A 15,724-nucleotide genomic window follows, 5' to 3' on the forward strand; every position below is an offset into this window, starting at 1 on the left:
GCGCACAGCACCGTCCGAGTGAGGAACGGGTCAGCAGATGCCGATGTCCGAAGAGAATGCAGCCACGGGAGCGGACCGCCGTGTACCGGATGAACTGGCCGAACTGGCCAACGAGTTCGCCGTGGTCCGGATCGCCCTCGACACCGCCGGGAACGGGCCCCGGCTCCTGATCGAGGACCTGGAGACCGGTGCTCGGACCTTGCTCTCGCCCCTGGAGCTGGCCAGCCTCTGTCTGGCCACCGACCAGGACCGTGCCGACTGGCTGCGGGTGGGTGCCTATAGCGAGGAGCGCCGCGACCGTTGGGTGCGCGAGAGCGACCCCCGCACCGAGAACGCTCACGCGGAGGGCGCCGCATGAGCGGGACAGGCGCCGCGATCGTCGGCCTGGGTATGACGGAGATGTCACTCAGGCCCGGGGCGACCGCCCTCACGCTGGCGGCCCGCGCCACTCGCGCGGCCCTCGCCGACGCCGGTCTCGACCCCGACGACATCGACGGCCTGCTGGTCGGTACCAGCCAGGGTGTACGTCCCGACCGCCTGGGCGTCGCCTTCGCCGCCCAGGGCGGATTCGGTGATCTGAGACTGCTGGAGCACATCGAGATCAAGGGGGCCACGACCCTCGCCATGGTGGAGCGAGCTGCCCGCGCCGTGAGCGGCGGCGCCGCCCGCGCCGTGCTCTGTGTCTTCGCCGACGCCCCGCTCCGCGCCGGCCACGGCGCCGGCTCCAGCTACGCGCACAGTGGCGGCAACGAGGGACTGCGCGGCCTCGAACGGGCCTCCGGTGTCCTCGGATCGGTCCCCACCTACGCCCTCCTCGCTCAGCGCTGGCTGCACACCACGGGCGAGGACCCCAAGGCCTTGTGCGCCGTCGCCACCGTCCAGCGCGCCTGGGCGGCCGGCAACCCGCAGGCCGTCATGCGCGAACCCCTCAGCGAGGACGACTACTTCGCCAGTCCCCTGATCGCCGAGCCGCTGCGCCGCCTGGACTGCGCACGGCCGGTCAACGGCGCGGCCGCCGTGGTCGTCGCCGCCGACCCCGGCATCGGCGACCCCCGCCGCGTCACCGTGCGCGGCAGCGGCCGGGATCATCCGGTACGCCGCCGCCGGGCCGGTGCGGAATCCTGGTTCGGCGGCGGAGCGCGCGCCGTCGATGACGCCCTGGCGGAGGCCGGGAGGACCAGGGCCGACCTCGACCTGGCGCAGCTCTACGACCCCTTCTCGGTGGTCACCCTGATGCTTCTCGCCGAGTACGGACTGTGCGGCCCCGTCCCGGCCGGCGAGTTCGTTCGCTCCGGCGGGACCGGACCCGGCGGCACGCTGCCCGTCAACACGGGCGGCGGGCAGCTCTCCGGTTTCTATCTCCAGGGCATGACCCCGCTCGTCGAAGCCGTGACGCAGTTGCGCGGCGACGGCGGCGAGCGGCAGGTGCCCGGGGCCGCCATCGCCCTCGTGGGCGGGATCGGCGGCCGGCTCGACCACCACGCGGCGATGATTCTGGAGCGTACGCGATGACCGGAACGGCACGCACGGCCCCGCGCGACTGGCTGGTGGACGGCAGCCTCGCCCCGCACGTGGACGAGACCCCGCCCGGCGCGCTCTACCGGGCCGCCGAACGCGGCGAACTGGCCCTGCCCTTCTGCCTGTCGTGCCGACTTCCGCTCGAACCTGAACAGCGGATCTGCGACGGCTGCGGCGGCAACGCCGTCAGCTGGGAGCCGGTGCCCCTGCGCGGCACCGTGCACACTGCGACGCTCGTGCACCGGCTCGAACCCGGGCTGGTGCGCGCCTCGGCCCCGTACCCGGTGCTCGACGTCGAACTGGACAGCGGGCACCGGCTCATCATGACGACGCTCAACCCCGCCACGGCCGCACCGGCCGTCGGGGAGACCGTGACGATCGGCTTCCGCACGGTCGGCGGGGTGCGCATCCCCGCCGCCGTGCCGGCCGCAGCCCACAGCGAGACAACGGAGGACCGTCCATGACAACGGCCGAAACCACGCACACGACGGCGTCGGGCGCCTTCGACGTCGCCGCGGTCGTCCAGGAGAACCGGGTCCACGGATCCGTGTACACCTCCCCGGAGATCTTCCGGCGCGAGATGGACACGATCTTCCGCACCGGCTGGGTCTACGTCGCCCACGAGAGCGAGGTCAGCGAGAGGGGCGACTACCTGACCCGGCGTATCGGCAGCAACCCGGTCGTCGTCGCCCGCGGCAAGGACGGCCGCGTCCGGGTCCTGCTCAACCGCTGCACCCACCGGGCCAACCGGCTGTGCAACGCCGAGAAGGGCAACGCCAGTTCGTTCCGCTGCCCGTACCACGGCTGGACGTTCTCAAACGACGGATCGCTCACCGCCGTCCCGATGCGCACCGGCTACGGCGAGGACTTCCAGCGGGTCCGTTCCGAACTCGGACTCGCCCGGGCGCCCCGCGTCGACAGCTACGGCGGCTTCGTCTTCGCCTCTCTCGCCGAGGACGGCATCACGCTCGCGGAACACCTCGGCCGCGCCACCATCGCCATCGACCGGCTCCTGGCTCTCTCCCCGACCGGCGCGATCGACCTGCGCTCCGGCTGGATGAAGCACCACCACCGGGCGAACTGGAAGATGGTCGTCGAGAACAACGTCGACGGCTACCACGCCCTGTTCACCCATGCCTCCGTCTACGACGCGGTCCGCCCCGCCAAGGTCTCCCACGTCCCCAGCAAGGTCGACGTCGTCGTCCGCGACCTGGGCGGCGGCCACTCGGAGATCGACTACTCCGCCGAGTACCGCAAGCTCGACGAGGAGTTCGTCTGGTACGGACGAAGCCCCCGGGAAAAACTGCCGGAGTACATCGCCGCCATGGAAGAGGCGCACGGTGCCGAGCGCACCCACGACGCCCTCGTGGTCGGCCCGCCGCACACACTGATCTGGCCGAACCTGTTCCTGGCCGAGATGAGCGTCATGTTCGTCGAGCCGGTCGCCCCCGACGAGACGATCGCGTACACCGGGATCGCCGCCATGCCCGGCCAGGACCGGCTCAACGAGCGGACCCTGCGCCGCGCCGAGGGTGCCATGGGCCCGGCGGGCTTCCTCATCGCGGACGACGGCGAGATCGGCATGCGCAACCAGGCCGGCCTCGCCGCCGAGGGCCCGGAGTGGCTGGTGCTCGCCCGCGGCGAGGAGTCCGACACCGAGGACGAGACCGGAACCGTCAACACCGACAAGAGCGCGGAGACCCCCCAACGCGGTTTCTACCGCCAGTGGGCCGCGGTCATGGGACAGGAGGACCAGGCGTGAGCACCACCGACCGGACCAGCCCGGCCCCGGCGGCACTGCCCGCCGTCGAACCCGGCATCGCGGCCTTCCTCCACCTGGAGGCACGGCTTGCCGACGAGGCCCGCTACTCGGAATGGGAGCAGCTCTGGGACGACGACGCCCTCTACTGGATGCCCATGCACCCCGACGACGACCCGCGCCGCACTCTGTCGTACATCTACGACAACCGGCGCCGGATCCACAGCCGGGTCGCCCAGCTCAACACCGGCAACCGGCACGCGCAGACCCCGCCGTCGGTGATGCGCCGGCTGCTGACCAACATGGAGGTCCTCGACCAGGACGAAGACGCCGGCACCGTCACCGTCGGCTCCAACTTCGCTCTGTTCGAATACCGGCACCAGCAGCGCGTCTGGGCGGGCCGAGTGATCCACACGGTGCGCCGCCACCCCGACGGACACCGGCTGGTCTCCAAGACCGTGCACCTGGTCAGCGCCGGAGGGCCCGTAGAGACGCTCGCCTTCCTGATCTGAGCGGCCACCACCCCGCCACCCCTCCCGTGAATTCACGAACCTGTGAGGAACCGTGCTCGTCGGAGACATCTCCCGCAACAACGCCCGCCGTCACCCGGACAAAGCCGCCCTCGTCGAGGCCAGCCGGACCCACACCTGGGCCCAGGTCGACGAGCGGGCGTGCAGACTCGCCAACTACCTGGTCTCCCGCGAACTGACCAAGGGCGACCGGGTCCTCGTCATATCCCGCAACGCCCTGGAATGGCCCGAGGCCGTCTACGCCCTCTCCAAGGCCGGGCTGGTCGCCGTCCCCGTCAACATCCGGCTCGCCGCCGACGAACTCGTCCACATCCGGGACGACTCCGGGGCCCGTGCCGCGATCGTCCACACCGACCAGGCCGAGCAGTTCGCCGCGGAACTGGCGGGTCTCGACGTCGTGGTGGAGATCGGCGGAGCCGCCGTGGGCACGGAGTACGAGTCGGCGCTCGCCGCCGCATCGGCCACCGACCCCACTCCGAAGGACCTCGCCCCCGAGGACATCCTCTTCATCCTCTACACCAGCGGCACCACCGGCCGCTCCAAGGGAGTGATCCACACCCACCGCGGGCTGATCGCCCAGGCAGTGGACACCAACCTCGTCACCGAGGGCGACCGCGCCGACGTCTTCCTCGCCACGACACCCTTCTTCACCGCCGGCGGCATGGTCCGCACCCTCGCGTGGACCTACCTCGGGCAGACGATGGTGATCCACCGCCGCTTCGACCCGCAGGCGGTCATCGACGAGATCGAGCGCAGCCGCATCACCTTCACCACGTTCATCCCGACGATGCTTCAGCGCACGCTGCGTCTCCTCGAAGCGGAGCCCGACCGGGACATGTCCAGCCTGCGACGCATCAGTTACGGCTCCGCTCCCGTGCCGCCCGGCCTCGCCAAGGAGGCGATGGACCGGCTCGGCTGCGACCTTCAGCAGCGCTACGGACTCACCGAGTGCGGCGGCCAGGCCACCATCCTCACCCCTCAGGACCACCGGGACGTCGTCGCCGGACGCACCTCGATCGCGACCTCCTGCGGCCAGGAGACCCCGATGTGCGAGATACGGATCGTCGACGAACAGGGCGGGGAACTGCCGCCCGGCGAGATCGGGGAGATCGTGATCCGCAGCGAGGCCAACGCCGCGGGCTACTGGAACCGCCCCGAGCAGACCGAGCAGGTCTTCCGGCCCACGGGCCTGTGGTCGGGCGACCTCGGCTACCTCGACGAGGACCACTACCTGCACATCACGGGCCGCAAGACCGACATGATCATTTCCGGGGGCTTCAACGTCTACCCCGCGGAGATCGAGCGCGTCATCGCACACCACCCTCAGGTGGAACTGGTCGCAGTCGTCGGCGTACCGCACCCCGAATGGGGCGAGACTCCCGTCGCCGCGGTCGTACCGCGGGGCAAGGACGCCGACACAGGCCGGCTCGCCGACGAGCTCACCGAGCTCTGCCGCGAGCAGCTTGCCGGATACAAGCAGCCGCGCCGCTTCGAGTTCCGCACCGAACTCCCGCTCGGCCCGGCCGGCAAGATCCTCAAGCGGGTCGTCGCCGAGGAACTGCGCATCCCGGCGGAGGGCGGGCGATGAGCGACGAGAGCGTCATCAAGATCCCGTACACCACGATCGAGTTCACCGTCGCCGACCATGTCGCGACCATCACCCTGAACCGCCCTGAGCGCCTCAACAGTTTCAACGAGAAGATGGCCGTCGAGATGGCCGAGGCCTGGGCCCGGGTCCGTGACGACGACGCCGTTCACGCCGTGGTGCTGCGCGCCGCCGGCGAGCGGGCCTTCTGCTCCGGTGTCGACCTCGGCGAGGGCCCCTGGTGGACCCATCTGAGCGCCTGGAACCAGCAGGACCCGGGCGCCGCGCTCGGCCCGAAACAGCACCGGGTGTGGAAGCCCGTGGTGTGCGCCGTGAACGGCATGGCGGCCGGCGGCGCCATGTACTTCGTCAACGAGTCAGACATCGTGATCTGTTCGCAGGACGCCACCTTCTTCGACCCGCACGTCAACGGCGGCATCGTCTCCGCCCTCGAACCCATGGGCATGCTCGCCCGCGGCGTCCCGCTCGGCGACGTACTGCGCTGGGCGCTGGTGGGCAGCGAGGAGCGGATGACTGCGCAAACGGCGCTGCGTACGGGCCTCGTCACCGAGGTCACCGAGCTCGGCGAGCTGTGGGACCGGGCCGCCCAACTGGCCGGCGAGATCGCGTCGCGTCGCCCCGAGGCGGTCCAGGGCACCGTGCGGGCCATCTGGGAGTCGCTGGAGATGTTTCCCTCCATGGCCCAGCGCAACGGGTTGTCCTACACCCAGATCGGCAACGCGGGCGCCGGCCGAACCGATGCCCGCGCCAACAAGAAGACACCCCGGTTTCGCTGACGGGGCGGTGGACCGGCCGCCCGCGCGGCGGCCGGTCCTGCGACCGAGGAGTGGCAACATGAGTAATGAGGAGTCCCCGGGCGGTCCGAGCACCTACCGCCTTGTCATCGATGGACAGCACACCGACGCGGAGTCGGGCAGGACGTACCGCAGCATCGACCCGTACACCGGGCAGGAGTGGGCCGAGGTGCCCGACGCCTCGGCCGCGGACGTCGACCGGGCGGTCGCGGCCGCCCGCCGGGCCCTCAACGGGCCATGGGGCCGGCTGACCGCCACCGCACGCGGACAACTGCTGTGGCGCTTCGCGGAGATCCTCGTCGACGAGGCGGACGCGCTCGCCGAACTCGAGGTGCGCGACGGCGGAAAGCTGCTGCGGGAGATGTCCGGCCAGATGGCCGGACTCCCCGCCTACTACCGGTACTACGCGGGCCTCGCCGACAAGATCGAAGGCTCGGTGGTCCCGACCGACAAACCCGACTACTTCGTCTACACCCGGCACGAACCCGTCGGCGTCGTCGGCGCGATCACCCCCTGGAACTCGCCGCTGCTGCTGCTCACCTGGAAGCTCGCAGCGGGACTGGCCGCCGGCTGCACCTTCGTGGTCAAACCGAGCGACCACACACCCGTCTCCACCCTCGCCTTCGCCCGGCTCTTCGAGAAGGCCGGCTTTCCGCCCGGTGTCGTGAACGTCGTCACCGGCTGGGGCCCCGAGACCGGCGCGGCCCTCGCCGCCCACCCCGGCGTCGACCGGATAGCCTTCACCGGCTCCAACGCGACAGGTATCAAGGTCGGCCAGGCCGCCACCGCCAACCTCACCCGGTTCAGCCTGGAACTCGGAGGCAAGAGCGCGCAAGTGGTCTTCCCCGACGCGGATCTGGACGCGGCCGCCAACGGTGTCGTCGCCGGCGTGTTCGCCGCCACCGGTCAGACCTGCCTGGCGGGCTCCCGGCTGATCGTCCACGAGAGCGTCGCCGCCGATCTGGTCAAACGCGTCACCGACCGTGCGGCGAGCATCAAGCTGGGCGATCCCCGGGACCCGGCGACCGAGATGGGGCCGGTCTCCAACGAGGAGCAGTACCGCAAGGTGCTCTCCTACTTCGACGTCGCCCGCGAGGAGGGCGCGGTCGTGGCCCACGGCGCGGAAGCGGCCGAGGAGCTCGGCGGCTACTTCGTCAGGCCCACCGTCCTCACCGGCGTCCGCCCCGGCATGCGCGTCGTCGAGGAAGAGGTGTTCGGGCCCGTCCTCACGGTCTCCACCTTCACCGACGAGGACGAGGCGATCGCCGCCGCCAACGGCACCCCCTACGGGCTCGCCGGCTCCGTGTGGACCAAGGACGTGCACCGCGCCCACCGCGTCGCCGACCGCCTGCGCGCCGGCACCGTCTGGGTCAACGCCTACCGCGCGGTGGCCCCGCACGTCCCGTTCGGCGGAATGGGGGCCAGCGGCATCGGCCGCGAGAACGGCATCGACGCCGTCCGCGACTTCACCGAGACCAAGGCCGTCTGGGTGGAACTCACCGGAAACACCAGGGACCCGTTCACCCTCGGCTGAGGCCGACCAGCGAAGGAATCGCAATGACGCGAAACAACGCGCACACGCCGGTGATCGTGGCCGGCGCCCGGACCGCCATCGGGCGGTCGTTCAAGGGGACCCTGCGGGAGACCACGGCGACGGAGCTCGCGGAGCCCGTCATCACGGCAGTCCTCGAACGCTCAGGACTCGCCCCGGAACTCGTCGACGACATCATCCTCGCCGAGTCCAACTACGGCGGCGGCGACATCGCGCGCCACGCCGCCGTCGCCCTCGGCCTGCCGCACATCCCCGGTCAGGCCGTCAACCGGCACTGCGCGGGCAGCCTCACCGCCCTGGGCAACGCCGCCGCGGCCATCGCTTCGGGCATGGAGCGGGCGGTTATCGCGGGCGGCACCCAGTCGATCTCCACCGCGCCCCGGCAGTCCTTCCGCACCCCCGGCACCGCCGACGAGTACACCGACCACTGGATGCCGCCCACCCACCCCGACACCCCCACCGCGCCCAATCGGGACATGTCGATCACCGTGGGCTGGAACACCGCGCGAGAGGTGGGCATCTCCCGCGCCGAGATGGACGCCTGGGCGGTCCGCTCCCACGAGCGGGCGATCGCCGCCATCCGTTCCGGCGCCTTCGACGAGGAGATCGTCCCCGTCAGCGCCCTGCAGGGAGACGGCAGCCGTGTCGCCTTCCGCGTGGATGAGTTCCCCCGGGCCGACACCACCCTGGAGAAGCTCGCCGGACTCAAGCCCCTGCACCCCGAGATCGACGGCTTCTCCATCACCGCGGGCAACTCCAGCGGCATCAACGACGCTGCCGCCGCCCTCCTTGTGACCAGCTCCTCCCTCGCCGCCGAGCAGGGCCTCACCCCACTCGCCGAGGTCCGCGCCTGGGCCACGATCGCCATCGACCCCGCGCGTACCGGCATCGCCGTCCTCGACGTCATCCCCAAGGTGCTCCAGCGCGCCGGGCTGCGCCTGGAGGACATCGGCCTGTGGGAGATCAACGAGGCGTTCGCCGCCGTCCCCATCGCCGCCTGCCGCAAGCTCGGCATCGACGAGGCCCTCGTCAACACCGCCGGCAGCGGATGCAGTCTGGGCCACCCCGTCGCCGCCTCCGGCGCCCGCATGATCGTCACGCTCGTCCATGAGCTGCGCAGGCGCGGCGGTGGCCACGGTGTCGCGGCGATGTGCGCCGGCGGCGGCCAGGCAGGCGCCGTGCTCGTCACCGTCCCGGCGGAGGCGTCCCGTGGCTGAGCGGGAACCGGCGGGCTCCACCGCCACCGCCCCGTCCCGCCAGAGGGCCGACTGGCCCGGGGGCGGGCTGCGGATCGCCGTCGACATCTGGCACGCCGACGAGGCCGCCGCCCCGCGCGGCGTCGTACTGCTGCTGCACGGCGGCGGACAGACCCGTCACTCCTGGCACCGCACCGGCGAGCGGCTTGCCGCCGCCGGCTGGCACGCCGTCGCCGCCGACCTGCGCGGTCACGGCGACAGCGACTGGGACCCCGTCGGCGACTACAGCACCGACGCCTACCTGGCCGACCTCATGTCCCTCGCCGCGCATGCCGGACAGCACTGGCCCGGCCTGCCGCTGGTACTCGCCGGGGCGTCCCTCGGCGGGAAGACCGCGCTCCTCGCGGCGGGTGAGAATCCGAAGCTGGCCCAGGCACTGGTGCTTGTCGACATCGCCGTCCGGGTGGAGTACGAAGGCGGCCGCCGGGTGCAGGAGTTCATGGCGGGAGCTCCGGACGGATTCGGCTCCCTGGAAGACGCCGCAGCCGCCGTCTCCGCGTACAACCCGCACCGCAGGCACACCGGTTCGCCGGACGGGCTGCGCAAGAACCTCCGCGAGCGCGACGGCCGCTGGTACTGGCACTGGGACCCGGCGATGCTCGGCGGCGGCCGCGACGAACAACAGCTGGACCGGTTCCGCACCGAGCTCCACGAACGGGCCCGGCGCGCCGCACTTCACCTCACCTGCCCGCTCCTTCTCGTACGGGGCAGACAGTCCGACGTCCTGTCCGAAGAGGGCGTCGCCGAGATGCGCGAACTCGTCGACGCGATCCGCGTCGTCGACGTCGAGGACGTCGGCCACATGGTCGCCGGAGACGACAACGACGTGTTCACCTCGGCCCTCGTCGGCTTCCTCGACACGGCGGTTCCCCCGTCCGGCCCACAGAGAGCGCAGCGCCCATGAGCATCGATCAGCAGGAGCCCGTGGCCCGGCCCGTGCGCGGACTCGACCAGGTCGTCATCCGCATCGCGGGCGACTCCGGCGACGGCATGCAGCTCGCCGGCGACCGGTTCACCGCCGAGGCGGCCGTCTTCGGCAACGACCTGGCCACCCAGCCCGACTTCCCGGCCGAGATCCGGGCGCCTCAGGGCACCCTGCCGGGCGTTTCCAGCTTCCAGATCCGCATCGCCGACCACGACATCCTGACCGCGGGAGACCGCCCCGACGTCCTGGTCGCGATGAACCCCGCGGCGCTGAAGGCCAACGTCGACGCGCTGCGCGAGGGCGGCACGCTGCTCGTCAACTCCGACGAGTTCACCCGCCGCAACCTCGCCAAGGTCGGCTACGGAACCAACCCGCTGGCCACCCCGCAGTTCGAGCGCTTCCGCGTCCACGAGGTCCCGATGACCTCACTGGCCGTGAAGGCGGTCGAACCGGCCGGACTCGGCAAGAAGGACGCGGGCCGTGCGAAGAACATGTTCGCTCTCGGCCTGCTGTCCTGGCTGTACGGGCGGGAGCTGGCGGCCATCGAGAAGTTCCTCGACGAGAAGTTCGCGAAACTGCCCGCCGTCGCCCAGGGCAACGTGCTCGCGCTGCGGGCCGGCTGGAACTTCGGTGAGACCACCGAGTCGTTCCCGGTGACCTTCGAAGTGGCGCCCGCGCCCCTGCCGCCCGGCGAGTACCGGCAGATCACCGGCAACACCGCCCTCGCCTACGGCCTGCTCGCCGCGGGCCGGCTGGCTGGCCTCGACGTCTTCTTCGGCAGCTATCCGATCACCCCGGCCTCCGACATCCTGCACGAACTGAGCAGACACAAGGCCCAGGGTGTCCTCACCTTCCAGGCCGAGGACGAGATCGCGGCCGTCGGAGCGGCCATCGGCGCCTCGTACGGCGGCGCCCTCGGCGTCACCTGCACCTCCGGTCCGGGTCTGGCGCTCAAGTCGGAGGCCATCGGGCTGGCCGTCACCACCGAACTGCCCCTCGTCGTCGTCTGCGTCCAGCGCGGCGGCCCCTCCACCGGGCTGCCCACCAAGACCGAGCAGGCCGACCTCCTCCAGGCCCTCTACGGGCGCAACGGCGAGTCGCCGGTCCCGGTCGTCGCCCCGCGCTCCCCGGCCGACTGCTTCGACGCCGCCGTCGAGGCCGCCCGCATCGCCGTCACGTACCGCACCCCGGTGCTCCTGCTCTCCGACGGCGCCCTCGCCAGCGGTTCGGAACCCTGGCGGATCCCGGAACTCGACACGCTGGAGCCGATCGCCCCCGACTTCGCACGGCGCCGGGAAGGCCCCCACCTGCCGTACGCCCGCGACCCGCGCACCCTTGCCCGGGACTGGGCCCTGCCCGGCACCCCCGGGCTCGCGCATCGCATCGGCGGCCTGGAGAAGTCCAACGGCGCGGGCAACATCTCCTACGACCCCGCCAACCACGAGCTGATGACGCGGCTGCGCCGCGCCAAGGTCGACGGGATCGCCGTCGACGACCTGGTGGTGGACGACCCGGACGGCACGGCCGACCTGCTGGTCCTCGGCTGGGGCAGCTCCTACGGGCCCATCGCCGAGGCCGTGCGCCGTAGCCGCGCACAGGGCCACGCCGTGGCCCACGCGCAGCTCCGCGCCCTCCACCCGTTCCCTGCCGACCTCGGCGACGTGCTGGGCCGCTACCGCCGGGTCGTCGTGCCGGAGATGAACCTCGGACAGCTGTCCCTGCTGCTCAAGGCCACCTACCCGGCCGACTTCCAGCCGCTCACCAAGGTCTCCGGGATGGCCTTCCTCGCGGACGAGGTGCACCACGCCCTCCTCCAGGAGTTCGACGGCACGCTCGCCGCCGCCGAGCGGGCCAGGACCGCCACCGCGCGGGCCGGCGCCGCCCTCCGGCAGACCGGCACCGACGACGCCACCCCGCCCTCCGACGCGGCCTGAGACCATCCATGAAAGGAACCACCATGGCGTCCACCGTGGCCGAGTACATCCCACCGCTCGGCGCGCTCGACCTGGTGCCGAAGACGGACCGTCCCCTCAAGCCCGCCGACTTCACCTCCGACCAGGAGGTCCGCTGGTGCCCCGGCTGCGGCGACTACGCGATCCTCGCGACCGTCCGCGCACTGCTGCCGAAGCTGGAACTGGCGCCGGAGAACGTCGTCTTCCTCTCCGGCATCGGCTGCTCCTCCCGATTCCCGTACTACCTGGACACCTACGGGTTCCACTCCATCCACGGGCGCGCCCCGACGCTCGCCACCGGGCTCAGTATCGCCCGCCCCGACCTGTCGGTGTGGACGGTGACCGGCGACGGCGACGCCCTGTCCATCGGCGGCAACCACCTCATCCACACCCTGCGCCGCAACGTCAACACCCGCATCCTGCTGTTCAACAACCGGATCTACGGGCTGACCAAGGGCCAGTACTCGCCCACCTCCGAGACCGGCAAGATCACCAAGTCGACCCCGATGGGCTCCGTCGACACGCCGTTCAACACCCTGTCGCTGGCGCTGGGTGCCGAGGCCACGTTCGTCGCCCGCGCCCTGGACTCCGACCGGGCCGGCCTCACCGAAGTCCTCGACGCCGCCGCCCGCCACCGGGGCACCGCGTTCGTGGAGATTCTCCAGGACTGCCCGATCTTCAACGACGGCTCCTTCGACATCCTGCGCAAGGACGGCGCGGAGAGCCATCTCGTCCGCTTGCGACACGGCGAGCCGATCGTGTTCGGCGCGGACGGCGAACGGTGCGTCGTTCGGGACGGTTTCGGACTGCGTTCCGCCCGCACCGCCGACGTCGCACCCGGCGACATCGTGGTGCACGACACCCACACCGAGGACCCCGGTTACGCCCACGCCCTGTCCCGCCTCTCCGGGCACGACCTGCGGAACACGGTGACCGGCGTCATCCGCGCAGTCAGCCGTCCCGTCTACGACGACCAGGTGCGTGCCCAGCGCGACCGGGCCGCCGAGGGCGACGTCCCCTCGCTGCAGCAGACCCTGCGCGGCGCCCACACCTGGACCGTCTCATGAAGGAGTCACCTGCCATGAAGCTCGATCTCGACGCCGCTAACAATGTGCTGTCGGGTCTGCGGCCCTTCCCCGTGGCCGTCACCACCGTGGACGGCGGCTTCGCCAACGGCCTGATGTCACTGAGCGCGGGCGCCGCGAGCATCATCCCGGAGGCCCCGCGCGCCACCATCAGCCTCACCAAGTACAACAAGACCCATGACATGGTGGCCAGTTCCGGCATCTTCGTCATGCATCTGCTGACCGCGCAGGAGGAATACCTCGACGCCTCCCTGCACATCCTTCGGACGCTCGGAGGCAGTTCGGGCCGCGACGGCGACAAGATGGGCACGCTGCGCACCCGGACCGGCATCACCGGCGCCCCCGTGCTGCTGGACGCGCACAGCTATGTCGAGGCACGGGTCTGCGCGAGCCTCGACATCCAGGAGTCCACGGTGTTCGTCGGCGATGTGGTCGCGGCCGGCACCCTGTGCGGCGGCGAGCGGCTGCGTGTCGGTCCCGCGTGGGGCAAGCTGCCCGCGGAGTGGATCGAGCAGTACGAGACCAACCACGTACCGCAGCTGGAGAGCGCGCGCAGCCACCGCTTCGGTCACCCGCAGGCGGGCTGACCATGGGCGCCACATCGGGAACGGCCGAGCAGACCGGGGCCTGGGAGCTGCCGGCCGAGCTGCGACTGCTGCGCGACACCGTCCGCGCCTTCATGGACGGCGAGGTCCGGCCGCTGGAGGAGACCCTGCCGCACGACGCGGTGGGGCTCGCCCGGCCGGAACTCACCGCCCTGCAGAAGAAGGCCCGCGACCTGGGCCTGTGGGCGCTGCAGACCCCCGCCGAGTTCGGCGGCGCCGGGCTCGGCGTACTCGGACAGGTGGTCGTGGCCGAGGAGGCCGCCAAGTGCCGGATGGGGGCCTTCTTCCCGGCGCTGGGCGCCTTCGGGGGCAATCCGCCCGGCGTCATGTTCCACGCCACACCGGAGCAGTTCGCCCGGTTCGCCCGGCCCGTCGTCGACGGCACGGCCTCCAAGGCGTACACCGCCATCAGCGAGGCGTCGGGCGGCTCCGACCCGGCCCGCGCCATTCGTCTGAGGGCCGTCCGTGAGGGTGACCACTATGTCCTGGACGGCACCAAGACATGGATCAGCCACGCGGCGGACGCCGACTGGGGTGTGGTCTACGCGCGCACCGGACCCGGCCGCGACGGCATCTCCTGTTTCGTCGTGGAACGGGGGACCCCCGGCCTGTCGTTCCGGCCGATCCCGGTGATGGCGTCGTTCGCCCCCTACGAGGTGCACTTCGACGGGGTGCGCGTCCCGGCGGATCACCGCATCGGCAGCGAGGGCCAGGGCTTCGCCCTCGTCGGGGAGTTCCTGGTGCACGGCAGGATCCTCTACGCTGCCGGCCCCATCGGCATCGCCCAGACCGCTCTGGACATGGCCGTCCGGTGGGCGAAGGACCGCGAGGTGTTCGGCGGACGCCTCGCGGACAAGCAGGGGATCCAGTGGATGCTCGTGGACTGTGAGATCGAGCTGAGAGCGGCACGGCTGCTGATGTACCAGGCCGCCTGGAACGCCGACCTGGGCAAGAACGTCAAGGTCGACGCCTCGATCAGCAAGATGACCGGCACCGAGACCGCATGCCGGGTTCTCGACCGCTGCATCCAGGTGCACGGCGCACTCGGCATGGCGACCGAACTCCCCCTGGAACGCTGGTTCCGGGACCTCCGCGTGAAGCGGCTGGGCGAGGGGGCCACTGAGGTACAGCGGGTGGTCGTCGCCCGCTCGCTCTTCGGCTGACAGGAGGACGACACATGGCACTCAAGTTCAACCTGATGTTTCCCATGCGGGCGGTCAAGCACTACGCGCGGTGGATCGAGGGCAACGACCTCAGCACGGTCGCGCGGGTGGTGGAGGACGCCGGCTTCGACGCGCTCTCGATGAGCGAGCACCCCTACCCCGACAAGGAGTGGCTCGCGGACGGCGGCCACCACGCCTTCGACCCGTTCGTGTCGCTGAGCATGATTGCCGCAGCCACCGAACGGCTCCGGGTCATCACGTACGTGATGGTCGCCGGCTACCGCAGCCCCTACCTCGCGGCGAAGGCGGCGGCGAGTCTGGATCTGCTCTCCGGCGGCAGGCTGACCCTCGGCATGGCCGCGGGCTACCTGCACAAGGAGTTCGAGGCCCTCGGCGCCGACTTCGCCCACCGCGGCCGGCTCTTCGACGAGGCGATCACCGCGATGCGGGCCAGCTGGGCGGGCGGGGACCACGTGGGTGAGCGCTTCGGGGCCACCGGCCACGAAGCGTTGCCGGCGCCCCTGACCCCCGGCGGGCCGCCGATCTGGATCGGAGGCAACAGCGGGGCCGCCCGGCGCCGTGTCGCGGAGGTCGCCGACGGCTGGATGCCGATGGCGCAGTCCGGGGCGATGGCCGAGATCACCCGCACCCCGCCACTGACCGATCCGGGCACCCTGCGGGAGCTGATCTCCGGCGTCAACCGCCGCCGCGCCGAAATGGGCCGGCCCCCGGCGGACGTCTCCTTCGTCCCGTTCGAGAAGGACCTGCTGCGCGACGGCGACACCGGTGCCTTCCGCTCCGCGCTGGCACCGCGCCTCGACGCGTACGCGGAGGCGGGCGTCACCTGGATCACCGTCGAACCCGCCAGCCGCAGCTTCTCGGCGTTCGTCAAGGACGTGACCGACCTCGCCGGGCTCCTGCCGACCCGCTGATTGCGTCCCCGCCGGATCCACCGGCCGCTCCGCCGAACCACGACCCC

Annotated in this window: 15 protein-coding genes; all 15 read left to right on the forward strand. The window is 71.4% G+C overall.

The window, feature by feature from the left end; genetic code table 11:
• The first annotated feature begins 43 nt into the window (after nucleotides 1–43).
• Genes ACFVXE_RS11640 through ACFVXE_RS11710 form a run of 15 tightly spaced genes read left to right on the forward strand, consistent with a single transcriptional unit; the run spans nucleotide 44 to nucleotide 15,677 of the window.
• A complete protein-coding gene (locus ACFVXE_RS11640; protein ID WP_389670856.1) occupies nucleotides 44–358 on the forward strand; it encodes a hypothetical protein in 315 nt (104 codons plus the stop codon).
• On the forward strand, nucleotides 355–1,512 hold the full coding sequence (locus tag ACFVXE_RS11645; protein WP_389670857.1) for a thiolase family protein: 1,158 nt from the start codon (nucleotides 355–357) through the stop codon (nucleotides 1,510–1,512). The genes ACFVXE_RS11640 and ACFVXE_RS11645 overlap by 4 nt, the downstream gene beginning before the upstream one ends.
• On the forward strand, nucleotides 1,509–1,982 hold the full coding sequence (locus ACFVXE_RS11650) for a Zn-ribbon domain-containing OB-fold protein (protein WP_389670858.1): 474 nt from the start codon (nucleotides 1,509–1,511) through the stop codon (nucleotides 1,980–1,982). The genes ACFVXE_RS11645 and ACFVXE_RS11650 overlap by 4 nt, the downstream gene beginning before the upstream one ends.
• A complete protein-coding gene (locus ACFVXE_RS11655; RefSeq protein ID WP_389670859.1) occupies nucleotides 1,979–3,280 on the forward strand; it encodes a Rieske 2Fe-2S domain-containing protein in 1,302 nt (433 codons plus the stop codon). The genes ACFVXE_RS11650 and ACFVXE_RS11655 overlap by 4 nt, the downstream gene beginning before the upstream one ends.
• On the forward strand, nucleotides 3,277–3,789 hold the full coding sequence (locus ACFVXE_RS11660; protein WP_389670860.1) for an aromatic-ring-hydroxylating dioxygenase subunit beta: 513 nt from the start codon (nucleotides 3,277–3,279) through the stop codon (nucleotides 3,787–3,789). The genes ACFVXE_RS11655 and ACFVXE_RS11660 overlap by 4 nt, the downstream gene beginning before the upstream one ends.
• A gap of 52 nt (nucleotides 3,790–3,841) precedes the next feature.
• Nucleotides 3,842–5,395, forward strand: a complete 1,554-nt coding sequence (locus ACFVXE_RS11665; RefSeq protein WP_389670861.1) for a class I adenylate-forming enzyme family protein — start codon at nucleotides 3,842–3,844, stop codon at nucleotides 5,393–5,395.
• Nucleotides 5,392–6,189, forward strand: coding sequence for an enoyl-CoA hydratase/isomerase family protein (locus ACFVXE_RS11670; RefSeq protein ID WP_389670862.1), 798 nt, complete (start codon nucleotides 5,392–5,394; stop codon nucleotides 6,187–6,189). The genes ACFVXE_RS11665 and ACFVXE_RS11670 overlap by 4 nt, the downstream gene beginning before the upstream one ends.
• 58 nt (nucleotides 6,190–6,247) lie before the next feature.
• Nucleotides 6,248–7,741 carry an aldehyde dehydrogenase gene (locus ACFVXE_RS11675; RefSeq protein WP_389670863.1) on the forward strand — a complete coding sequence of 498 codons (1,494 nt, stop codon included), beginning with the start codon at nucleotides 6,248–6,250 and terminating at the stop codon, nucleotides 7,739–7,741.
• 23 nt (nucleotides 7,742–7,764) lie between these two features.
• A complete protein-coding gene (locus ACFVXE_RS11680; protein ID WP_389670864.1) occupies nucleotides 7,765–8,976 on the forward strand; it encodes a thiolase family protein in 1,212 nt (403 codons plus the stop codon).
• Nucleotides 8,969–9,919 (forward strand): alpha/beta fold hydrolase, encoded by a 951-nt coding sequence (locus ACFVXE_RS11685; protein WP_389670865.1) that lies wholly within the window; start codon nucleotides 8,969–8,971, stop codon nucleotides 9,917–9,919. Before ACFVXE_RS11680 ends, ACFVXE_RS11685 begins: the two co-directional genes overlap by 8 nt.
• On the forward strand, nucleotides 9,916–11,874 hold the full coding sequence (locus ACFVXE_RS11690; protein ID WP_389670866.1) for a 2-oxoacid:acceptor oxidoreductase subunit alpha: 1,959 nt from the start codon (nucleotides 9,916–9,918) through the stop codon (nucleotides 11,872–11,874). Before ACFVXE_RS11685 ends, ACFVXE_RS11690 begins: the two co-directional genes overlap by 4 nt.
• Before the next feature lie 23 nt (nucleotides 11,875–11,897).
• On the forward strand, nucleotides 11,898–12,959 hold the full coding sequence (locus ACFVXE_RS11695; RefSeq protein WP_389670867.1) for a 2-oxoacid:ferredoxin oxidoreductase subunit beta: 1,062 nt from the start codon (nucleotides 11,898–11,900) through the stop codon (nucleotides 12,957–12,959).
• 14 nt (nucleotides 12,960–12,973) lie between these two features.
• Complete coding sequence (locus tag ACFVXE_RS11700) at nucleotides 12,974–13,564, forward strand: flavin reductase family protein (protein WP_389670868.1); 591 nt, start codon at nucleotides 12,974–12,976, stop codon at nucleotides 13,562–13,564.
• Nucleotides 13,565–13,566: 2 nt separating this feature from the next.
• Nucleotides 13,567–14,745: an acyl-CoA dehydrogenase family protein gene (locus tag ACFVXE_RS11705; RefSeq protein ID WP_389670869.1), complete on the forward strand. Its 1,179-nt coding sequence runs from the start codon at nucleotides 13,567–13,569 to the stop codon at nucleotides 14,743–14,745.
• A gap of 14 nt (nucleotides 14,746–14,759) precedes the next feature.
• Nucleotides 14,760–15,677: an LLM class F420-dependent oxidoreductase gene (locus ACFVXE_RS11710; RefSeq protein ID WP_389670870.1), complete on the forward strand. Its 918-nt coding sequence runs from the start codon at nucleotides 14,760–14,762 to the stop codon at nucleotides 15,675–15,677.
• Nucleotides 15,678–15,724 lie beyond the last annotated feature (47 nt).

It is taken from the genome of Streptomyces sp. NPDC058231 (assembly GCF_042882275.1).
Classification (GTDB): Bacteria; Actinomycetota; Actinomycetes; order Streptomycetales; family Streptomycetaceae; genus Streptomyces.